Origin of the sequence: Streptomyces sp. NPDC001728 (assembly GCF_040297565.1) — a bacterium.
Classification (GTDB): Bacteria; Actinomycetota; Actinomycetes; order Streptomycetales; family Streptomycetaceae; genus Streptomyces.
On the sequence record NZ_JBEOZK010000026.1, the window covers coordinates 51720 to 72424 of the forward strand.

Genomic DNA, 20705 nt, shown 5'->3' on the forward strand with positions numbered 1-20705 from the left:
GCCCACCTTGATGGGATCGTGACCGTTATTCGGGGTTCCGTCTCCGGAATGTGTCCGTCCGTGACCGGGGGAGGACTCAGCCGGCCGAATTCACCATCGACGCCGCCGCGTACGTCAGATAGCGCCACAGCTCCCGCTCGTGCTCCGGAGCGAGGCCGAGCTCGTCCAGCGCGGTCCGCATGTGCAGCAGCCAGGCGTCGTGGGCCGCCTGGTCCACGGTGAACGGCGCGTGGCGCATCCGCAGCCGCGGGTGCCCCCGGTGGGTGCTGTAGGTGCGGGGGCCGCCCCAGTACTGCATGAGGAAGAGCACGAGGCGCTCCTCGGCGGGACCGAGGTCCTCCTCGGGGTACATCGGGCGCAGCAACGGGTCGCCCGCGACACCCTCGTAGAAGCGGTGGACCAGACGGCGGAAGGTCTCCTCGCCGCCGACCTGCTCGTAGAAGGTCTGCTCCTGCGTCGTTTCCCCGGGAATCTCGTTCACCGTTCCATCGTCTCAGATGCCCCGTCCTAGGACTTGGGATCCAGGACCGCTCGCCGGGCACCCGCCGGGGAGCGAGAGTGGAGGCATGGGTGCACGGCGGGACGAGTTCGCCGAGGCCGGCGCGCGGGAGCGGCGGGCGCTCGTGCGCGAGATCGACGCGGCGGGCGTCCTCACCGACCCCGCCTGGCGCGCCGCCTTCGCCGAGGTGCCGCGCCATCTGTTCGTCCCGTACCACTACGTCCCCGGCACCGCCGGATACGAGCGGCTCTGGTGCGGCGACCCCGACCCGGTGCGGCGGGAGCGCTGGCTGCGCGGCGCCTACGCGGACACCGCCATCGCCACCCGGGTCCGGGACGGGGAACTGGTCTCCTCCGCGAGCCAGCCCTCCCTGATGGCACTGATGCTCCAGGCCCTCGACGTGCGCGACGGGCAGGACGTCCTGGAGATCGGCGCCGGCACCGGCTACCACGCGGCCCTGCTCTGCCACCGCCTCGGCGAGCGGCACGTCACCACCGTCGACCTCGACGAGGAGATCACCGAGTCCGCCAGGACCCATCTGGCCGCCGCCGGGTACCGGCCGGCCGTCCTCGTCGCCGACGGCGCCCGGGGCTGCCCCGAGCACGCCCCCTACGACCGGATCGTCGCGACCTGCGCGCTGCCCTCGGTCCCGCGCGCCTGGCTCGCCCAGTGCCGGAGCGGCGCCCTGGTCCTCGCGCCGCTCTCCACCGGGCTGCTCCTGCTGCGGGTGCGCGACGCCACCCACGCGGAGGGAAGGTTCCTGCCGACGCCCGCGTACTTCGTGCCGCTCCGGGGCGTCGCCGCCCGCACCCCGCGCCACGGACCGGCGGGGGACTCGCTCTTCCATTTCTTCCGGGACCTGGTCGACGCGACCCTCGATCGCGGCGAAGCGCTCTCGCTCTGGCTGTCCGAACGGCGGCCGGGACGGGAGCGCTTCGGGGTGACGCTCAGCGGCGACCGGCAGTGGGCCTGGCTGGACGACCCGTCGGGGCCGTACGCCTGGCCCCTGCCGGACGCCTGAGCGCGGCGGTCAGCCGAGCCGGACCGTGATCGTCGTCCAGGCGCCGACGTGCACCCGGTCGCCGTCCTGGAGCTGGACGGGGACGTAGGGCTGGATCGGCTCCTCGCCGCCGTTGACCGTGGTGCCGTTGGTGGAGTTCTGGTCCACCACCGCCCACGAGCCGTCCGGCTGCTGCACGAGCACCGCGTGCTGGTGCGAGACGCCCGGGTCCTCCGGCGGCACCGACAGGTCGATGTCGGGGGACTCGCCGGTGGAGTGCCGGCGGCGGCCGATGGAGATCTGGTTGCCCTCGAGCGGCAGCTGCTTCGCCGGTGAGTACGCGGGCAGGTTCAGGCCCGTCGCCTCGGGACCGCTGCGCTGCATCATCGCCATGAAGTAGTCGCGGTCCGGCGCGATGAGCGCGGTCCAGGACAGCGGCTGCTGCGGCGGCTGGGGCTGCTGGAACTGCTGCGGGGGCGGCGCCATGTGCGGCGGCGGGCCCTGGTGCGGCGGGGGCGCCTGGTGCTGCTGAGGCGGCGGTCCCTGCGGCTGCTGCGGGGGCGACGGCTGCGACGGCGGGGACAGGACCCAGTCGTCGTCCGCGCGGGGCTGCGGCGGCGCGGGCTGCGCCGGGGCCTGGACCGGGGCGCCGGGCGGTCCAGGCGGCGCCTGGAAGTACGCCGGAGGCCCCGGCGGCTGCTGCCCGGGCGGACCGGGCGGCTGCTGCTGCGCCGGCGGGCGCTGTGGCGGGGCCTGGTGGTGGGTGGGTTCGGCGCCCAGCGGCTCGGCGGGCCGGTTCACCTGCGAGGGCCGCGAGCCGTGGTACCCGAAGGGGTCCTGGGGCTGTGGGGCCTGCGGGGCCTGCGGCGGCGGGGACTGGAAGCCCGGCGGCAGGTTCAGACCGGGCGGCGGTCCGGGCTGCTGCTGCGGGGACGGGGCGAGCGGGGTGTACGAGGTCGCCGTGTTCGTGAGGAAGTTCCAGCGGCACTCCTCGCAGAACGGCGCCATGTGCTCGCGCGGGGTACGGCACTGCGGGCAGAGCTCCGCCTGCGCCGTCGCGTTCGGGTCGCCACCGGAGCCGAAGCCACCGGGGGCGGGCGGAGCACCGTGGCCGCCGGGAGGGCCGTAACCACCGGGGCCGCCGGGCGCACCGTAGCCACCGGGGGCGCCATGGCCCTCGGGGCCGCCGGGCGCACCGTAGCCACCCGGGGCGCCGGGGCCCTCGGGATTGCCGGGGCCGGGGTATCCGTAAGCGGGAGGCGGCGGCGGGGGAGGCGGCGGTACGGCACCCGTCGGCGCACCCGCCCCGGCCATGCGATGGCCGCAGACCTCGCACCAGTCGTCGGAGACCGACTGGTGCCCGTTCGGGCAGGTAGGCATGTCGGTGCTTCCCCCTCTCGTCGTCCGGCCCGCTGGCCGGGCTACCTCTTCACGCGAACGGTCTTGGTGGAGCGGGTCTCGAGTGTCATCTCGTCCGCTTCCGCGACCTTCGCCTTCAAACGCACAGTACCGGTCGCCGCGTCGACGACGTCGACCACCTTCGAAAGGAGTTTGGCCGTATCCGCGTTGCCGGAGGCCGCCGCGAGCTGCACGGCGCGCCCCAGTTTGGCCGTCGCGCCGTCGTGATCGCCCGATTTGCGGGCATCCAGACCCTGCTGGATGACGTCCGCCAGTTCGGCCTGGCCGGTGTAGTGCGCGACCTGCGGGTTGATCGAGGTCGACATCGCCAGGTCGTCCGTCCACACCGCCCGTACCAGTCCCTGGGACAGCGTCCGGGGGTCGCCGCCCAGCGGATCCGGTGCGATCAGGGAGACCCGGGCCGCCAGCATCTCCCGGCCGACCGCCGCCTGTGGGACCCGCACGCTCACGTGGTAGTCGCGGGACTCGTCGCCCCACGAGCCCGTCGGGTAGTCCCCGGCGCGCGGCCCGGCCTCCGTACGCCGTCCGCTCAGGTCCCCGACCGTCGGCGCCACCTGCTTCACGAAGGCGATCTCCACCCCGACCGGCGTCCACAGGCGCAGCGCGACGTCCGCCACGCCCTTGCCCATCGCGTGCTCCATCATCGAGGTGAAGTCGCCGGCGAGGGCGGCCGGGTCGGCGACGATGTCGGCGGTGCCGAGGAGGGCCGAGGCGATCCCGGTGACCTCCTTGACCTCCCAGTCGGTGCCCACCCCGCGCGCGTCGCAGGTGAAGCGGCCGGCGCAGGCGTCGAGCGCGGCCCGCAGCTCCTCGGGCGACTCGTGCTCGTTGCGGCCGTCGGTCAGCAGGATGCCGTGCCGGATGGTGAGGTCGGCGGAGGACAGCAGCCGGTCCGCGAGCCGCAGCCAGGTCCCGATCGCCGTGCCGCCGCCCGCGCTCAGCCGGCGCAGCGACTCCCTGGCCTCGGCCCTGGTGCGGGCGTCGGCCACCGCGAGGCGGCCCTGCCCCGGGTAGATCTCCCTCGCCGTGTGCGTACCGGCGACGATCGCGAACGAGGTGCCGTCGCGCAGGGTGTCGACGGCGGCGGCGGTCGCCTCGCGCGCGCCGCGCATCTTGGTGGCGGGGTAGTCCATCGAACCGGAGCAGTCGACCATGATCACGACCCCGGCCGCGCCGTCGGCCGCCGGGCCGGACAGCCCGCTGGTACCGCCGCCGGTCGAGGTGACGGTGACGATCGCGCTGACGTCCCTGCCGCCCTCGGGCAGGAACTCGTTCTGGTAGACGTCCACCGAGAACTGCGGCACGGTCGACTTGGAGAAGTTCGCCATCTGTTTACGGCTCCTCGGGCAACAACGGAGAAGGGACGGGGGAGCGGCGACCGCTCAGGCGGATCCCGCCTCTTGGGCAGTGACGGTGAACGGCACCAGCGCGACCGTGATGTTGTCGTGGCCACCGCCGTCCAGGGCGTGTCCGACGAGCACCTGGGCGCTGTGCAGCGGGCGGTCCGCCGCGTCGGCCGGGACGACCCTGGCCATGTCCTCGGCGCCCTCGGCGTAGTTCCACAGTCCGTCCGTGCAGACGACGACCACACCCGACCGGTCGGGCTTGAACGCGGCCGTGTGCGGCTCCAGTTCGTAGGCGTCGGCGCCCAGCCAGCCGGTGATCGCGTGGGCCCGCTCGTCCGCGTACGCCTGGGCCTCGTTCATCAGGCCCGCGGCGACCATCTGCGCGGCCCACGAGTCGTCCTCGGTGAGCCGGGCGGGGGCGGACCGGTCGTCCGGCACCCAGTAGGCGCGGCTGTCGCCGACCCAGCCCACGACGAGCAGGCCGTCGGCGACGACGGATCCCACGATGGTGCAGGCCGGAGCATTGCGGTGGCGGTGCGGTTCGTGCTCGGCACCGTCCTGACCGGGTTCCTCCGCGAGGGAGTTGACGGCCTCGGCGGCGGCGACGATCGCCTCGTGCATCGCCTGCTGCGGGTGGGTGCCCCGGGGCAGCGCGGCGAGCAGCGAGGCACCGGCCGCCTCCGCGGCGGCGGCGGAGGCCTCGTCGGGCCGGGTCGCCGAGGAGACGCCGTCGCAGACGATGGCGACGGTGGCGGGGGAGCCGTCGGGGAGCGTGGTCGCGGAGACGGCGAAGGCGTCCTCGTTACGGTGGTGGCGCAGCCCGCGGTCGCTGACGGCGGCGACGCGGTCGAGCTCCCGCTCCATGTGGTCCCGCTCGCGGGGCTGGGCGTGCCCGCAGTTCTCGCAGTAGCCGTCGGTGTCGACCCGGCCGGCACGACAGGCCACGCACAGGGCGGCGGAGGCGGGAGCGGTGGGAGCGGCCGGAGCCGTCGGGGCGCCGGGGCTCGTGGCAGGGGCGGTCGCCGGGGCCGACGGGGCCGGTGGGGCCGACGGGGCCGGTGGGACGGGATCCGCCCGAACCGCCGTCCGCGGGTCGGGGGCCGCCAGCTCGAAGTCCCCGCTGCCCGCCGTCGTCTCCCCACCGGGCGGCACGGGACCGTCCGTACGGACCGGGGGCGTACTGCCCGGAGTCGTACCGCCCGGGGACGTCGGCGCCCCGGCGACCGGCATCGTCGGCAGGTCGCGGCCACCCGAGTCGGTGCCCGGCAGGTCCCCCGGGTGCTGGGTCAGCGTCGACAGCGAACCGGGATCACGGGGCGGGGCGTCCGGCCAGGCCACGGGCGTGCCGATGGCCACGGTCGGATGGTCGGGCTCCGCCCCGCCGGCCGCCGCGGCCGTCAGGTCGTACCCGCAGGCCCCGCAGAACCGGTCGACCGGCTCAAGGGGTTCCGCGCAGTCCGGACACGCGGCCAGTCCGTGCGACGGCTTCGGCTTCTGGGACATCCTCACACCCACGTCCGGGGGCGGAAGCGGTTGGCCCGCTCCACCAGTTCGATCCTCTCCTCGCCCCGCTGGGCGAGCCGGGCCAGCACCCGGTACGAGCGTTCGAGGCCGAAGCGCAGTCCGCGCTCGTCCAGTTCACTCCCGAGCAGCAGCGCGCCGCCGCCCGGTTCCGCACCGGGACTCCCGGAGAGTACCCAGTCGAGGGCCGTCCCGAGGACCTCCGTCGACAACTGCTCCCGGCGCACCGCGTCCAGACCGAAGCCCTGGAGCGCGGAGACCTGCGCCGCCGCCGCTGTCAGATCGGGCCCGAGCGGGTCCGCCGCCGGGCGCCGCCGCAGCCGCGCCCGCACGGTCGCCACCCGGGCCGCCGTGTAGTGGATCGAGGCCTCCGGCACGGACTCCAGGGTCCGTACGGCCCCGGCCCGGTCGCCCGCCGCGAGCCGCACCCGGGCGAGCCCGAAGGCGGCGCTCACGAAGCTCGGGTCGGTGGCCCACACCAGGCGGTAGTACTCGGCGGCGTTGTCCAGCTGGCCGAGCACCTCGGCGCAGATCCCGAGCGCCAGCTTCGGCGCCGGCTCGCCGGGGAAGGCGTCGTACACCGCGTCGAAGGCGAGCGCCGCGTGCTCGTGGTCCCCGGTCACCAGGGAGGTGACGCCCCGGTACCAGACGATCCGCCAGTCGTCCGGGTCCCGCTCCTCCAGACCCGCCAGGGTCCGCACGGCGGAGGTCGCGTCACCCAGTTCCAGCTGGGCCCGCAGGGTGCGCAGCCGCAGCTCCGCGGAGGGCGCGGGCGCGGCGTGCAGGGCGGCGAGCAGTTCGCCGGGGGCGGCGACCGCGAGTCCGGCGAGCAGCCCGGCGTTGGGGTCGCCGATGTCGACGCGCGGCACGGGCAGCGCGAGCGCGGTGGCGGGCGTGTCGAGCGGCGCGAGCAGGGCCCCGAGCCCCTGTCCGGGCACGGCGGCACCCGCCGGAGGAAGCGCCCCCGACACGGCGGCGGCCTGCGCCGCCCGCCTGCGCCCGGCGCGTGCCCCCAGCAGCGACACGTCCTCCGTCAGCTCCGCGAACAGGGCGGTGTCCGTGACCCGCACCTCCGTGCCGAACAGCGTGGAGAGCGCCGGGCGCGGCCGTCCCGACTGGAGCGCCACGACCTCGCGCAGCACCCCGGTCAGCTGCTCGGCCATCTCCTGCGCGGAGGCGAACCGGCGCGCCGGGTCCGGGTCGGTGGCGCGGACCAGGAAGCGGTAGAAGGACTCGTACGTCCGGAAGACCTCGATGTGCTCCGGGTCCGGCAGCGAGTCCGCGAAGACGTTCGTGTAGCCCTGGAAGTCGAAGGTCATCACGGCGAGCGTGCGCGCCACCGTGTAGAGGTCGCTCGCCACCGAGGGGCCGACCTCGGCCACCTCCGGCGCCTGGTAGCCGACCGTGCCGTAGATCGCGGACTCGTCGTCGTCCATCCGCCGGACCGCGCCCATGTCGATCAGCTTGAGCTGGTCCTCGGACTGGATGGCGTTGTCGACCTTGAAGTCGCAGTACAGCAGGTTCCTGCTGTGCAGGTGCCCGAGCGCCTCCAGGGCCTCGATCCCGTACGCGCAGGCCTGCTCGACCGGCAGCGGATCGCGCCGGCCGTCCGGGGTGCGGCGGTCGTTGGCGATCTCCTTGAGCGACTTGCCGCCGACGTACTCCATGACGATGTAGCCGTCCATGGAGCCGGTGCGCTGGTCGAGGTGCTCGACGAAGTTGTAGATGCGGACGATGTTGGAGTGCTCGATCTCGGCGAGGAAGCGGCGCTCGGAGATCGCCGCCTCCATCGCGTCCTGGTCGCCGGTGTCGAGCAGGCCCTTGAGGACGACCCAGCGGTCGGAGACGGCCCGGTCGACGGCCAGGTAGATCCAGCCGAGGCCACCGTGCGCGAGACAGCCCGCGACCTCGTACTGGCCGTGGACGATGTCCCCGCCGCGCAGCTTCGGCACGAAGGAGTACGGGTGCCCGCACTTGGTGCAGAAGCCCTCGGTACGGCCCTCCCGGTCACCCCGCGAACGGCCCACCGGCGCACCGCAGTCGGAACGCGAGCAGAAACGCTTCCGCTCGGGGACCTCGGCGTTCTCCATCACCGCGGCCCGCGGGTCCGGACGCGGCACCTCGGGGATCGACACCAGACCCGCGCCCAGCCGGTTGCGGGCGGACTGCCCGGTCGAGGTGCCCGAGGAGCGCACCGACACCGAACGTGACGCGGACGCCCCGGAGAGCGCACGCGAGAGCCGCCCCGAGACCGAACGCCGGGACGTCGACGAACGCGACGAGGCCCGCGACGACGCCCCCGAACCGCTCCGGGAGGAGCCGGAGTCCGCACCCCCGACGCCGGAACCGGCGACGGAGCCCGTGCCCGTGTTCCTGCCCGGCACGGCCATCCCCGTCGGCGTCGAGCCGATCAGCCCCCCGGGCGCCACCACCGGGGCGAGCCCGCAGGTGTCGCAGTACAGCTCGCCGCCTCCCATGTCCTCGTACGATCCCTCGCACGAAGGACGCTGACAGCTCCCCACGCCCGTCTCCCCGCTCACCACTGTCGTCCTCCCGCGTCTCTCGGGCCGGACAGCACGTCCGCCACCGCCTGCTGGTACCGCAGCACGGCCTGTTCCGCGACCCGCAGATCGCAGGGCGCGCTCCACAGCATCCTGCGCGCCGCGTCGTACCGCTCCACCAGCACCGGGTCCTCCGCCGCGCCCAGCCGCGCCACCTTCGCCCGGTACGCGTCCAGCCGGCCGCGCAGCTCCGCCCGCACCGCGAGCGGCGCCGTCACCGCGGTCAACGACTCCCGCGCCCGCAGCAGTTCGTCCTCCGCCTCCCGCTCCAGGGAGTCCAGGAGCGGTGACAGCCGGTGCCACCGGGCGTGTCTGCGGTACTCGGCGGCGGCGGCCAGCCGTTCCTGGAGCACGATCGGCGGCCCGCTGACGGCCGGCACCTCGGAGGCGGCGATCTTCGCCAGGACCTCGCCGCGCGCCGACCGCGCCTCGGCGAGCGTACGGTCCGCCCGCGAGAGCACGTCCCGCAGCCGGAGCAGCCGGTCCTCGGAGTCCTGCCGGACCGCGAGCACCGCCTCGATCTCCCGCCGGACGTCCTCCAGCGCCAGCGCCGCCCGGTCGTACCGCGCGGTGTCGGGCCTGCCGCCGCCGGGCGCCGAACTCCCCGCCGCCGGCCGCCAGAAGGCCAGCGGATCGGTCACGACCTGGGAGCGCAGCGCGGTCAGCTCGGCGGTGATCGCCTCCAGCTCGTCCCCGGCCGGGTGCTCCCCGGGCCGCACGCGCACCGAGTGCGCGAGCGAACGCGTCCGGCCGAGCTCCGCGGCGAGCAGGTCTATCCGGGCGGGCAGCGCCGACCAGACCGCGTCGGCGGTCACCACCACGTCCAGCGAGGACGCGTACAGCTCGTTCATCCGCCGGACCAGGCCCTCCAGCGTGAACCGCTCGGCGAGCAAACCCTGTTCGCCCGCGCCGCCGGCGACGAGCACGCTCTCGCCGCGCAGCCGCTCGGTCAGCTCCACGAGCTCGTCCCGGCCGGGCCAGCGGCGCCGGGCGCGCAGCTCACGGGCGTCCCGCAGGGCGCCGGTGTACACGTCGAAACAGGTCCAGAGCAGGGTGATGGTCCGCTCGGTCGCCGCCCAGCGGTCCCGGGTCGTGCCGGTGAGGGCGGCCCCTTCGAGCAGTCTGCGGCCCGCGTGGTCCTGGAGCGCGAAGAGCGAGTCCTCGACCGCCTTGTGCTCGGCGCCGAGCCGCGCCAGTGCACGGTCCGCCTCGTCCCGGTCCATCACCGGACCGGGGGGTCCCGTGACGCCCATCGGTCACCTCTTCCTCTCCGTGTACGGGGCTACCGGTACGGGGCTGCTCGTAGGGGCTGCGGGGGTACGGCGCTACTTGTACCGGGGCTGCGGCGGCCCGGTTATCCCGGGCAGGTCCTTCTCCAGCCACTCCTTGTACGCCGCCTGCCAGGGGCCCTGCCGGTACCCCACGAGCACCTGGTTGACCCGGCGCACCAGGTCGTCGTTGCCCAGCTTGGCCGCCACCCCGTAGTACTCCTCGGTGAACGGCCGGCCCTTGAGCTCGACCGCCGGGTCCTGCGCGGCCTGGCCCGCCGCCAGGGCGTTGTCGGTGACGATCGCGTCGACCTCGCCCAGCTGGAGCCTGACCAGGCAGTCCAGCTGGTTGGGGACGGTCAGCAGGTCCTTGTCGCCCTTGGTGCCGTCGCCCTCGTCCTTGAAGACCGCTCCGAAGGAGTTCTCCGCCAGCGCGTCGTAGGCCGTGGACCCCTCGGCGGTGCAGATCCGCTTCCCGCGCAGCGAGGAGTCGTAGCCCGTGATGGTCTTGTCGTCCTTGGCCGCGAGGACCTGCTGTCCGGCCTGGAAGTAGGCGGTGGAGAAGGCGACCTCGCCGATCCGCTTGCAGTTGATCGTCATCGTGCGCACGACGAGGTCGATCTTGCCGCTGTTCAGGAGGGCGGTCCGCTGGTTGGTGGGGATCGCCCGCAGGATCACGGCGTTCCGGTCGCCCAGGATGTCCGCGGCGATGGCGCGGGCCAGCTCGATGTCGAAGCCCTCCAGGGTGCCCTTCTCCGGGTCCCGGTAGCCCCAGCGGTAGCTGGACTGGTCGACGCCGACGACCAGCTTGCCGCGCTGCTTGATCGCGTCGATCGAGGGGCCGTCCGCCGACGAGGGGGTCAGCGAGGCCTCCGGGTTCCGGCAGGTGTCCGCCTTGACCTGGACGGCCGTCCCGAAACCGGGGCCGGGAGCGTACGTCCCGGGGGCCGCCGAGTCGCCGCCGTCCTGTGCCAGCGGCAGCAGGGTCAGCGACGCGGTGAGCCCGCACGCCAGGGCCATGGCGGCCACCCCGCCCCAGCCCCGGAGCCGCTTCGCCGTCCGCCGCACCAGCGGGTACGCGCCGTTCGGCATCCCGCCCCCTCTCACCGGTACTCCGACAGTCTGCGGTTGATGCCGAGCACGGCGCCCGCCGCGCCCAGTATCCCGAGGGCGGCGGCGCCCAGCGGCAGGGCCGTCAGCGCGGCCCCGGCGTCCTCGGCGGAGCGGGTGAACTCGGCCTTCTCGTGGGCGAGGGCCCGCTCAAGGGCCGCGTCGACCTGGTCGAAGGCCTGGCCCGTCGAGTCCTTCGGACCGACGATCCGGACGAGGGCGCCCTCGTAGTCTCCGGCCTCGTCCTTCGCGCGGGCTTCCTTGTGGAGCGTCTGCCAGGTGCGGACGCGGTGCACGGCCTCGTCGACCGGAGTGCGGCCGTCGGCGTCGTCGGCCAGCGCGTCGGCGGCGGCGAGGGCGCCCGTCAGGGCCTCCATGCTCGCCGCGTAGTCCGCCTCGTACTTGTCCTTGGTGCGGTCCTCGGTGAGCACCGCGCCCCGGGCGACCAGGGTCAGGTTCTCGTTGGCGCGGGCGGTGAGCGAGCTGATCCGGGCCGTGTTGAGGACCTGGAGCGACTCCTGCCCGTGCGCCTGGGCGTCGTTCAGCCCGGCGCGCGCGAGGGTGTGCGCGGTGGCGAGCCAGAGCAGGGCGACGACGGTGGCGGCGGTGGCGGCGAGCAGCCCGTGGTTGAACACCCGATGGGTGCGGACGTAGTTGCGGCGCTGGGCCCAGCCGAGGGCGGCGAGGACGATCAGGCCCACGGCGACCGACAGGTACGGCCAGGTGCGGGCCGAGACGTCGTCCTTCCTGAGCCGTTCGGTCTCGGCCGTGTACAGCCGCTCGGCGGCGGGCAGCAGGGTGCTGGTCATCTGCTGGTTGGCGTACCGCAGATAGGCGCCGCCCAGCGGCAGGCCCTGCCGGTTGGCGGCCCGTGCGCGCTCGACCAGTCCCGTGTAGCGGGGGAGCTGTTCGTTGAGGGTGGCGATCTCGGCGGCCGACCGGCCCGAACCGTCGGTGCCCGCGGCGGCCTCGACGAGGAGGCGGGCGGCGGCGGCGATGTCCCGGTCGTACCGCTTGCGGGACTCCTCCGGTTCGAGCGTGCCCGCGAGGAAGCCGCTGGCGGCGGTGGTGTCCGCGTCGGCGAGGTAGCGGTAGATCGCGGCGGCGTCGCCGGACAGCGGCTGGCTGCGGTGGACGACGTCGTCGGCGGCGGCGGCCCGGTCGTCGACCTGGAAGGCGGTGACCACCCCGAACGCGACGAGCAGCGCCGCGAGTACGGCCCCGAGGATCTGGAGCCGGCCCGGCTCGGTCGTCGCGGCGACCCGCAGCCGCTCCCGGCCCACGGCCCAGGCACCTCGCCCCTGGGGCGGTACGGCGCCGGGCGCGGGCGACGGCTGCGCGGGTACGCCGGTCGGGCTTACGGGCGCGGGCGCCGTGCTCCGCGCCGCGGGAGCGGCGGGTGCGTTCGGCGGGTGTGTCACTTGACCTCCCCCTGGGTCGCTGACGTCGGCCGGTCCGGCGAGCAGTATGGCCGCAGGGGGCCCTCCGCACACCGGGATTGACTCGATCTTGTTCCTATCGTGCCGTATGCCCCCGGCACGTCCGTGGGCATTCCCCCTCACATTGAATACGTCCCCACGCCGTGATCGGTTCCGTTCCGGGCGTCGCTCGAACAGGTGAACATGCCGGTGGGGCGCCCCTTCCCAAGGAAGGGGCGCCCCACACTCCGCCGGCTCAGGCTCCGTAGTGCTCCCGCAGCCGGGCCGCCGCCTCCGGGCCCGCCGCCACCTCGTCCAGGGCGAGCAGCCCCGCCCCGAGGACCGGCGGCGCCGTCACGAAGCCGATGACGGCCTTCGGCGCCCGCTCGGCGAGGAGTTCGCGGATCCGCTCCTCCAACTGCGGGTGGCGCGCGGCCAGCACACTGCCGCCCAGCATCACCGGAGCCTCCTCGTCGAGGAGACCCAGCCGCCCGAGCGCGACCGACGACAGGGCGACGACCTCCTCCGCCAGCCGGTGCACCAGGGAGAGCGCCACCGGGTCGCCCGCCGCGCTCACCCGGAACAGCACGGGCGTCAGCTCGTGCCGCCGCCCGAACGGCACCAGACCCAGGTGCAGCGCCTCGATCAGCGCGTACATCGACTCCAGACCGAAGTGCGCGGGCAGCGCGCGCGCCAGCTCGGACGGCTCACCGCGCCCGTCCTCGGCGCGCGCCGCGAACCAGAGCGCCTCCTCGGCCATGCCGCTGCCTCCGCCCCAGTCACCGGAGATCTTCCCGATCGCCGGGAAGCGCGCGGTCCGCCCGTCCGGGGTCATCCCGACGCAGTTGATCCCCGCCCCGCACACCACCGCGACACCGCGCGGCTCGTCGATCCCGGCGCGCAGTATGGCGAAGGTGTCGTTGTGCACCCGCACCGACCCGCTCCACCCCCGGCCGAGGACCTCGGCCTGGAGCGCGGTCTCCTCGACGGGCAGGTCCGCGTTGGCGAGACAGGCCGTGACGTGGGCGAACCGGGCCGGGACACCGGCCGCTTCGCACGCCCGGCCGACGATCTCCGCCAGCGAGTCGACGGCCGTCCCCACCCCCACCACCGGCGGCTGGAACCCGCCGCCGCGTGCCGCGCCCAGGACGGTGCCGTCCCGGCCGACGACCGCGACGTCGGTCTTGCTGTTCCCCGCGTCGATCGCGAGGAGGACGCCGTCCGGGTTCACGCCCACGCGAGGTGCTCCCGGTTGTGCGCGATCAGCCGGTCGGTGAGCCCGTCGGCGTACGCGTACTGGCCCACCAGCGGGTGGGCGAGCAGCGCCTTGAACACCCGGTCACGGCCGCCGCGCAGCGCCGCCTCCAGGGCCAGGTCCTCGTAGGCGGTGACGTTCGCGATCAGCCCGGCGTAGAGGGGGTCCACCGGGGCGACCGGCAGCGGGACGGCCCCGTGGGCGCCGACCGCCGCCTGCGTCTCGATGACCGCGTCGTCCGGCAGGAACGGCAGTGTGCCGTTGTTGTACGTGTTGACCACCTGGTACGGCGAACCTCCGCCCGCCCGTCGCCCACCACCACCCTCAACGGATGGCCCTTCGGGCCCGCCGCTGTTTCCCAGCAGGGAGGCCGCCAGGTCCACGGCCGCCTCCGAGTAGAAGGCGCCGCCGCGCTTGGCGAGCAGGGCCGGCTTCTCGTCGAGCGCCGGGTCCCCGTACATGTCGAGGAGTTCCTTCTCCATCGCGGCGACCTCGGCGGCCCGCGAGGGCTTGGTGCCGAGTTCCCGTACGACCTCGTCGTGCGCGTAGAAGTACCGCAGGTAGTACGAGGGGACGACGCCGAGCCGGTCCAGGACCGGGCGCGGAAGGCGCAGGTCGTCGGCGACCGCGTCGCCGTGCTCGGCGAGCAGCCGCGGCAGTACGTTCTCGCCCTCGGGGCCGCCGAGGCGCACCGCGCGCTCCCAGGTCAGGTGGTTGAGCCCGATGTGCTCCAGGTGGACCTCGGAGGGGGCCACGCCGAGGAGTCCGGCGAACTTCCGCTGGAAGCCGATGGCGACGTTGCACAGGCCGATGGCCTTGTGCCCGGCCTGGAGCAGCGCGCGGGTGACGATGCCCACCGGGTTGGTGAAGTCGATGATCCAGGCATCGGGGTTGGCGCGCCGGACCCGCTCGGCGATGTCCAGGACGACCGGGACGGTGCGCAGCGCCTTGGCGAGGCCGCCGGCTCCGGTGGTCTCCTGGCCGACGCAGCCGCACTCCAGCGGCCAGGACTCGTCCTGCTGACGGGCGGCCTGTCCGCCGACCCGCAGCTGGAGCAGGACGGCGTCGGCGCCCTCCACCCCGGCGTCGAGGTCGGAGGTGGTGGTGATCCGGCCCGCGTGCTCCTGCTTGGCGAAGATGCGCCGGGCGAGCCCGCCGACGAGGTCGAGCCGGTCGGCGGCCGGGTCGACGAGGACGAGTTCGGTGATGGGCAGGGTGTCGCGCAGGCGCGCGAATCCGTCGATGAGTTCGGGGGTGTAGGTGGAACCGCCCCCCACGACAGTGAGCTTCATGGTGTGATTCAGCCCTTCACTCCGGTCAGTGTGACTCCCTCGACGAACGCCTTCTGGGCGAAGAAGAAGACGAGGATCACAGGGGCCATGACCAGGACGGTCGCGGCCATGGTCAGATTCCAGTCGGTGTGGTGCGCGCCCTTGAAGGACTCCAGGCCGTAGCTCAGGGTCCAGGCGCCGGGGTTCTCGGAGGCGTAGATCTGCGGCCCGAAGTAGTCGTTCCAGCAGTAGAAGAACTGGAAGAGGGCGACGGCGGCGATGCCGGGCTTCGCCATCGGGAGCACGATCCTGATCAGGGTGCGGAACTCTCCGCAGCCGTCGATCTTCGCCGCCTCGATGTACTCGTTGGGGATGGTCAGCAGGAACTGGCGCAGCAGGAAGATGGCGAAGGCGTCGCCGAAGGCCATCGGGATGATCAGCGGCCAGAGCGTGCCGGAGAGGTCCATCTGCTTGGCCCAGAACAGGTACATCGGGATGATGACGACCTGCGGCGGCAGCATCATCATCGAGATGACCAGCAGCATGGACAGGTGCCGGCCGCGGAAGCGGAGCTTGGCGAGGGCGTACGCCACGGGGACCGAGGACACCACCACGAGGACGGTGCCGACTCCCGCGTAGAGCAGCGAGTTCCTCCACCAGACGAGGAAGCCCTCCGTCCGGAAAACCTTGACGTAGTTCTCCCAGTGCCAGGAGTTCGGCGTCAGGTCCCGGGTGAGCGCCTGCTGGTCGCTCATCAGGGAGGTGAGGAGGACGAAGACGAAGGGGAGCACGAAGAACAGCGCCGCGGCGATGCCGAGCGAGTGCACGGCGATCCAGTGCAGCAGCGACCTGCGGCGGGCCCGCTTCTCGGCGGGGCTCACCGGGCCGTTCGTGGCGGGGCGGGCGGCGGGGGCGGTTGCGGTCGTCATGAGTCAGTCACCCGAGCCGATCAGGCCGCCGCGCCGGCGCATGAGCAGCGCGGTGAAGGCCATGGAGAAGGCGAAGAGCACCAGGGCCACGACGCAGGCGGCGCCGTAGTTGAACTGGCTGAATCCGAGGCTGTAGACCAGCTGCGGCAGGGTCAGCGTGGAGTCGTCCGGATAGCCGGGCGAGAAGGTGACGCCGGAGCCGCCGATCACGCCCGAGGCGACCTTGGCGGCCACGATCGGCTGCGTGTAGTACTGCATCGCGCCGATGATCCCGGTGACGACCGCGAAGAGCACGATCGGCGAGATGTTCGGCAGGGTGACGTAGCGGAACCGCTGCCACGGGGACGCGCCGTCGAGTTCGGCGGCCTCGTACTGCTCCTTCGGTACGTCGAGGAGCGCGGCCATGAAGATGACCATGAGGTCGCCGACGCCCCAGACGGCGAGGACCGTGAGGGCGGGCTTGGCCCAGTCCGCGTCGTTGAACCAGGAGGGGGCGGGGATGCCGACCGCCTCCAGGAGCGAGTTGACCGGTCCGGTGCCGGGGTTGAGCAGGAAGACGAAGGCCAGCGTGGCGGCCACCGGCGGGGCCAGGTACGGCAGGTAGAAGAGGGTGCGGAAGACGCCGGCGCCGGTCTTGATCTTGGTGATCAGCATGCCGATGCCGAGGCCGAAGACCACTCGGCAGGTGACCATGACGACGCCGAGCCAGAGGGTGTTCTGCAGGGCCGGCCAGAACTTCGGGAACTCCGTGAGGACGTACGTCCAGTTCTCCAGGCCCCGCCAGGTCGGCGGGTTGAGGCCGTCGTACCGCATGAACGAGAAGTACAGGGTGGAGATCAGGGGGTAGGCGAAGAAGACGCCGAAGCCGATCAGCCAGGGCGACATGAAGGCCAGGGCGACGAGCGCGCCGCGGCGGCGCTTCGCCCGCAGCGTGTTCGTCCCCCGCCGGGAGGCGGCGGCCGGGGCGGCGGTCGCCTCCTTCGGGGACAGGGTGTCCGTGCTCATGGGCGGGTGCCGGCCGTCACTTCGCCGCGGCGATGTCGCGGTCGATCTGGGCCGCGGCGTCCGCGAGCCCCTTCTTCAGGTCGGTGACCTGCCCCTTCTCGTACTGCTGGGCGAGCCGGGAGAGGGTCTCCTGGTAGGAGGGGCCGTTCACGGCGCCGTCCGGGGTGGTGGACTCGGGGTGCCGGGCGATGTCCAGGAAGGTCTTGAAGCGCTTGTCGAACTTCAGGTCCGGGGACTTCAGCGCGTCCAGGGTGGAGGGGACGTTGCCGATGTCGTTGGCGAAGCCCACCACGGCGTCGGTGTTCGTGGTCATGTACTTGACCAGCTCCCAGGCGGCGTTCTGCTTCTTGCTCTGCGGGGCGATGCCCATGATCGTGCCGGAGAGGTAGCCCTTGCCGTACTCGGCCACCTCGTCGTCGGCGACCGGGAGCGGCGCGACGCCGACCTCGAAGGGGACCTTGGCCTCCTTGATGAAGTTCAGCCGCCACTCGCCGTCGAGCTGCATGGCGACCTGGCCGGTCTGGAAGGGGTGCTTGACGCCCCACTCGTCACCGAAGGTGGTGCGGTACTTGTCGAGCTTCGCGAAGCCGCCGAGGCCGTCGACCAGGGACTTCTGGTACGTCATCATCTCGGCGAACGCCGGGTCCTTGGCGACGTTCGACTTGCCGTCCGCGTCGAAGTACTTGTGGTCCCACTGGGACATGTAGTGCTCGACGACGGTCTCGTAGCCGAGGTAGGTCGGCATGAAGCCGAGCTGCTCGTAGGAGTCGCCCTTGGGCTTGGTGAGCGCCTTGGCGACCTGGGCGAACTGGGACCAGGTCTTCGGCGGGGCCTCGGGGTCGAGCCCGGCCGCCTTGAACGCGTCCTTGTTGTAGTAGAGCCCGTACGCGTCGGAGAGCAGCGGCAGGGAGCAGCGCTTGCCCTCGAACTGCGTGTACGACTGGAGGACCTTCGGGAAGATCTTGTCCAGGTCCAGCTTGTCCTTCTCGATGAAGGGCTTGAGGTCCGTGAGGGCGCCCGAGGCGCAGAACTTGCCGACGTTGGAGGTCGTGAAGGAGGAGACGACGTCCGGTCCGTTGGAGCCGCCCGCGCGCAGCGCCTGGCCGAGCTTGTCGTCGTTGATGTCGCCGACGACCTTCACCTTGATGTTCGGGTGGGCCTTCATGAAGCGGTCCACGTTGTTCTGGATCGCCTTGACCTCGCTGGGCGTCGACCAGCCGTGCCAGAAGGTGATGCTGGTCCGGGCACTGGGGTCGTCGGGGGTCGCGTTGCTCGCGGAGCCCGTACAGGCGGAGGCGAAGAGGGCTATCGAAGCGGTGGCGGCGAGCGCTGCGGCTGCCTTGCGCGGATGTACGGGCATGACGGTGTCTCCCTGTGGCGGAGGGGTTACGGGGCGGGGGGCAGCGGGACGGGCGGTGGGTCAGCGCGAGGTGTCGAAGACCTCGTCGCGCGTGGTGACGAGGGCGCTTTCGAGGGCGCCGCGCAGGACGGGACGCACGGGTACGGAGGTGAGGACGAGCCGGGGCCGGGAGGCGGCGAGGTCGGCCAGTTCGGACTGCACACGGACGCGCAGGGCTTCGCCGCCGGCGACGAGCACGTCACCGGAGAGCACGATGAGTTCGGGGTCGAGGACCGCGACGAGGGAGGCCAGTCCGGTCGCGACGCGCTCGGCGTACCGGTCGAGCAGTTCCGCGTAGCGAGGGTCCTCGCCGTGCGCCTCCGCCGCGTGCGCGAGCAGTCCGCAGGCGACCGGCACATAGGGCTGCTCGGGGGTGTCGATGCCGAGGGCGCGGGCGATCCGGGGGACCGCCTGGACCCCCGCGAGCTCCTGGTAGCCGCCGGAGTTGGCCTTGGTGACCTGCCGGACGAGCGGGGTGCCGGGCACCGGCAGGAAGCCGACCTCGCCGGCGCCGCCGGTGAAGCCGCGGTGCAGCCGCCCGCCGAGGACGAGGGCGGCGCCCATGCCCTCCTCGTTCCAGAGCAGGGCGAAGTCGGAGTGGCCCCGGGCGGCGCCCAGGCGCTGTTCGGCGACGGCGACGAGGTTGACGTCGTTCTCGTACTCGAACGGCATGGGCAGGACGGCGGCCAGCTCCTCCAGGAGGGTGGGGGAGTGCCAGCCGGGCAGGTGGGCGGCGTACCGCAGGCGTCCGGTGGCCGGGTCGAAGGCGCCGGGGGTGCCGATGACCAGGCGCCGGACGTCCTCGCGGGTGATCCCGGCCGCCTTGACGGCCCCGTCCAGGGCGTCGGTCACCTGGCGGACGACGCCGGAGGCGGCGCGGCCGGGGGTCCGCAGCTCGAACTCGCCGACGATCCCGCCGGTGATGTCGGCGACGGCGGCGTGGATGCGGGACTGGTTGACGTCGAGTCCGGCGGCGTACGCGGCTCGCGCGTTGACCGCGTAGAGCTGGGCGTTCGGTCCCGGTCGGCCTTCGGTGGTGCCGGTGGCGACGACGAGTCCGGCCGCTTCGAGGCGGGCGAGCAGCTGGGAGGCGGTCGGCTTGGACAGGCCGGTGAGCTTGCCGATCCGGGTCCGCGAGAGCGGGCCGTGCTCCAGGAGGAGGTCCAGGGCGGCGCGGTCGTTCATGGCGCGCAGCACGCGCGGCGTGCCGGGGGTTCCGGGGGCCGTACCGGCCATGGGGTCGCACCTGCCTTCGTACTGTTAGGAAAGTTTCCTATTGGGTTGGGAGGAAGGTAAGGCGGGCGTCACCGGGTCGTCAATACCCGGGTACGACAAACGCCCCCGAAGGCAACCGAAGTGTTACCCACGAGGGCGTCGTTCCCGCGCGTTCTCGCGCGATCCGCCGTGAATTGCTGTGAAGTGCCGCTACTTGGAGAGGTCCGGCCTCGGCAGCGGGGTCGCCGCCGTCGACTGGGGCGAGGTCGCCGACGCGAAGGCCGACGGGGCCGCCATGCCCGCCGTCGGGTCCGCCGCCGCCTCCTCCGCCTGCGCGGGAACCCCGCCCACGATCCGGATGCCGGCCTCGTCCAGGCCCCGCTTGATGCGCCAGCGCAGCTCGCGCTCCACGCCGAGCGCCTTCCCCGGCATCGTCTTCGCCGAGACCCGGACCGTCATCGAGTCGAGCAGCACCTCGTTCAGGCCCAGCACCTCCACCGGACCCCAGAGGCGCTCGTTCCACGGCTCCTCCTTCGCCATGGACTCCGCCGCCTCGGTGATCACGGCCCGCACCGTGTCCAGGTTCTCCGTCGGCCGGACCGTCACGTCGACGCCCGCCGTCGCCCAGCCCTGGCTGAGGTTCCCGATCCGCTTGATCTCGCCGTTGCGCACGTACCAGATCTCGCCGTCCACGCCCCGCAGCTTCGTCACCCGCAGGCCCACCTCCACGACCTCGCCGGACGCCACGCCCGCGTCGACCGAGTCACCGACGCCGTACTGGTCCTCCAGGATCATGAAGACGCCCGACAGGAAGTCCGTCACCAGGTTGCGCGCGCCGAAACCGATCGCCACACCGGCCACACCGGCCGAGGCGAGCAGCGGCGCCAGATCGATCTTGAAGGCACCCAGGATCATCAGCCCCGCCGTGCCCAGGATCAGGAACGACGCCACCGAACGCAGCACCGAGCCGATCGCCTCCGAGCGCTGCCGCCGCCGCTCGGTGTTGACCAGCAGACCGCCCAGGGCCGTCCCCTCCACCGCCTGCGCCGAACGGTTCATCCGCTCGATCAGCTTCGTCAGGGCACGGCGGACGGCCATCCGCAGCAGCAGCGCGACGACCAGGATCAGCAGGATGCGCAGCCCTGTGTTCAGCCAGGTGGACCAGTTCTCCTCCACCCAGCTGGCGGCGTTCGTGGCCTTCTCCGCCGCCTCGTCCAGGGTCACCGGAATCGGCTCGGGTTCGGTGGCAGCCGCAAGGGCGGACCAGGACACGGGAAGACCTCCAGGCATCGCGTACGCAGGCCATCCACAGTAACGGGGCGTCGGACATGGTCCCGTAGCCGTGTTCGAGGGAGAGACCGACCTCACCCGGGCAGACACAAGGGAGACATGCCGATGTGGTCGAGAACACGCCGGGCCGGTCACCCCGATCCCGGTACGTGGTGGCGTTCCGACCAGGCATGAGGGGAGACTGAGAGCAGTTCGTCCC

General features: G+C 73.0%; 17 protein-coding genes. 2 read left to right on the top strand and 15 right to left on the bottom strand.

The window, feature by feature from the left end; translation table 11 throughout:
- Positions 1-76: 76 nt before the first annotated feature.
- The gene (locus ABT154_RS29895) at positions 77-481 is read right to left on the bottom strand and encodes a globin (RefSeq protein WP_317878738.1); all 405 of its coding nucleotides are present in this window, start codon (positions 479-481) and stop codon (positions 77-79) included.
- Between the two features lie 85 nt (positions 482-566).
- Here ABT154_RS29895 and ABT154_RS29900 point away from each other — a divergent pair, with 85 nt between their 5' ends.
- A complete protein-coding gene (locus tag ABT154_RS29900; protein ID WP_351860910.1) occupies positions 567-1520 on the top strand; it encodes a methyltransferase domain-containing protein in 954 nt (317 codons plus the stop codon).
- Between the two features lie 9 nt (positions 1521-1529).
- On the opposite strand, the gene ABT154_RS29905 is transcribed toward ABT154_RS29900, so the two are convergent.
- From ABT154_RS29905 to ABT154_RS29920, 4 genes are read right to left on the bottom strand one after another with little or no spacing between them, the layout of a single operon-like run.
- Positions 1530-2879 carry an FHA domain-containing protein gene (locus ABT154_RS29905; protein ID WP_351860912.1) on the bottom strand — a complete coding sequence of 450 codons (1350 nt, stop codon included), beginning with the start codon at positions 2877-2879 and terminating at the stop codon, positions 1530-1532.
- 41 nt (positions 2880-2920) lie between these two features.
- Positions 2921-4246: a vWA domain-containing protein gene (locus ABT154_RS29910; RefSeq protein WP_351860914.1), complete on the bottom strand. Its 1326-nt coding sequence runs from the start codon at positions 4244-4246 to the stop codon at positions 2921-2923.
- Between the two features lie 54 nt (positions 4247-4300).
- On the bottom strand, positions 4301-5773 hold the full coding sequence (locus ABT154_RS29915) for a PP2C family protein-serine/threonine phosphatase (RefSeq protein WP_351860915.1): 1473 nt from the start codon (positions 5771-5773) through the stop codon (positions 4301-4303).
- The gene (locus tag ABT154_RS29920; protein ID WP_502969615.1) at positions 5770-7980 is read right to left on the bottom strand and encodes a serine/threonine-protein kinase; all 2211 of its coding nucleotides are present in this window, start codon (positions 7978-7980) and stop codon (positions 5770-5772) included. The genes ABT154_RS29915 and ABT154_RS29920 overlap by 4 nt, the downstream gene beginning before the upstream one ends.
- Between ABT154_RS29920 and ABT154_RS34010 the strand changes: the two genes are divergently transcribed.
- Positions 7964-8296 carry a hypothetical protein gene (locus tag ABT154_RS34010; RefSeq protein WP_502969616.1) on the top strand — a complete coding sequence of 111 codons (333 nt, stop codon included), beginning with the start codon at positions 7964-7966 and terminating at the stop codon, positions 8294-8296. The two genes, ABT154_RS29920 and ABT154_RS34010, sit on opposite strands and share 17 nt — an antisense overlap.
- 25 nt (positions 8297-8321) lie before the next feature.
- On the opposite strand, the gene ABT154_RS29925 is transcribed toward ABT154_RS34010, so the two are convergent.
- The 10 genes from ABT154_RS29925 to ABT154_RS29970 all read right to left on the bottom strand — a co-directional run bounded on the left by ABT154_RS29925 (position 8322) and on the right by ABT154_RS29970 (position 20488).
- Positions 8322-9599, bottom strand: a complete 1278-nt coding sequence (locus ABT154_RS29925) for a coiled-coil domain-containing protein (protein WP_351860919.1) — start codon at positions 9597-9599, stop codon at positions 8322-8324.
- A 72-nt stretch (positions 9600-9671) separates the two neighbouring features.
- Positions 9672-10706 carry a glutamate ABC transporter substrate-binding protein gene (locus ABT154_RS29930; protein ID WP_351860921.1) on the bottom strand — a complete coding sequence of 345 codons (1035 nt, stop codon included), beginning with the start codon at positions 10704-10706 and terminating at the stop codon, positions 9672-9674.
- An 11-nt stretch (positions 10707-10717) separates the two neighbouring features.
- Entirely contained in the window at positions 10718-12145 is a 1428-nt protein-coding gene (locus ABT154_RS29935) for a GlnX family signal transduction membrane protein (protein WP_351860923.1), read from the bottom strand.
- Between the two features lie 253 nt (positions 12146-12398).
- Entirely contained in the window at positions 12399-13379 is a 981-nt protein-coding gene (locus ABT154_RS29940) for an N-acetylglucosamine kinase (protein WP_351860925.1), read from the bottom strand.
- The gene (locus ABT154_RS29945) at positions 13370-14689 is read right to left on the bottom strand and encodes a 6-phospho-beta-glucosidase (RefSeq protein ID WP_351860927.1); all 1320 of its coding nucleotides are present in this window, start codon (positions 14687-14689) and stop codon (positions 13370-13372) included. The genes ABT154_RS29940 and ABT154_RS29945 overlap by 10 nt, the downstream gene beginning before the upstream one ends.
- Positions 14690-14697: 8 nt before the next feature.
- Positions 14698-15597 (bottom strand): carbohydrate ABC transporter permease, encoded by a 900-nt coding sequence (locus ABT154_RS29950; protein WP_351860929.1) that lies wholly within the window; start codon positions 15595-15597, stop codon positions 14698-14700.
- Positions 15598-15600: 3 nt separating this feature from the next.
- Positions 15601-16602 (bottom strand): carbohydrate ABC transporter permease, encoded by a 1002-nt coding sequence (locus ABT154_RS29955; protein WP_502969617.1) that lies wholly within the window; start codon positions 16600-16602, stop codon positions 15601-15603.
- Between the two features lie 16 nt (positions 16603-16618).
- Complete coding sequence (locus ABT154_RS29960; RefSeq protein ID WP_351860931.1) at positions 16619-17962, bottom strand: ABC transporter substrate-binding protein; 1344 nt, start codon at positions 17960-17962, stop codon at positions 16619-16621.
- Positions 17963-18022: 60 nt separating this feature from the next.
- The gene (locus ABT154_RS29965; protein ID WP_351860933.1) at positions 18023-19237 is read right to left on the bottom strand and encodes an ROK family transcriptional regulator; all 1215 of its coding nucleotides are present in this window, start codon (positions 19235-19237) and stop codon (positions 18023-18025) included.
- Positions 19238-19426: 189 nt separating this feature from the next.
- The gene (locus ABT154_RS29970; RefSeq protein WP_351860935.1) at positions 19427-20488 is read right to left on the bottom strand and encodes a mechanosensitive ion channel family protein; all 1062 of its coding nucleotides are present in this window, start codon (positions 20486-20488) and stop codon (positions 19427-19429) included.
- Positions 20489-20705: the final 217 nt, after the last annotated feature.

Bases quoted from the DNA above. Each gene is read 5' to 3' on its own strand.
- ABT154_RS29900 (WP_351860910.1), top strand. From the start codon at position 567: ATGGGTGCACGGCGGGACGAGTTCGCCGAGGCCGGCGCGCGGGAGCGG.
- ABT154_RS29905 (WP_351860912.1), bottom strand. From the start codon at position 2,879: ATGCCTACCTGCCCGAACGGGCACCAGTCGGTCTCCGACGACTGGTGC.
- ABT154_RS29910 (WP_351860914.1), bottom strand. From the start codon at position 4,246: ATGGCGAACTTCTCCAAGTCGACCGTGCCGCAGTTCTCGGTGGACGTC.
- ABT154_RS29925 (WP_351860919.1), bottom strand. From the start codon at position 9,599: ATGGGCGTCACGGGACCCCCCGGTCCGGTGATGGACCGGGACGAGGCG.
- ABT154_RS29930 (WP_351860921.1), bottom strand. From the start codon at position 10,706: ATGCCGAACGGCGCGTACCCGCTGGTGCGGCGGACGGCGAAGCGGCTC.
- ABT154_RS29945 (WP_351860927.1), bottom strand. From the start codon at position 14,689: ATGAAGCTCACTGTCGTGGGGGGCGGTTCCACCTACACCCCCGAACTC.
- ABT154_RS29950 (WP_351860929.1), bottom strand. From the start codon at position 15,597: ATGACGACCGCAACCGCCCCCGCCGCCCGCCCCGCCACGAACGGCCCG.
- ABT154_RS29955 (WP_502969617.1), bottom strand. From the start codon at position 16,602: ATGAGCACGGACACCCTGTCCCCGAAGGAGGCGACCGCCGCCCCGGCC.
- ABT154_RS29960 (WP_351860931.1), bottom strand. From the start codon at position 17,962: ATGCCCGTACATCCGCGCAAGGCAGCCGCAGCGCTCGCCGCCACCGCT.
- ABT154_RS29965 (WP_351860933.1), bottom strand. From the start codon at position 19,237: ATGGCCGGTACGGCCCCCGGAACCCCCGGCACGCCGCGCGTGCTGCGC.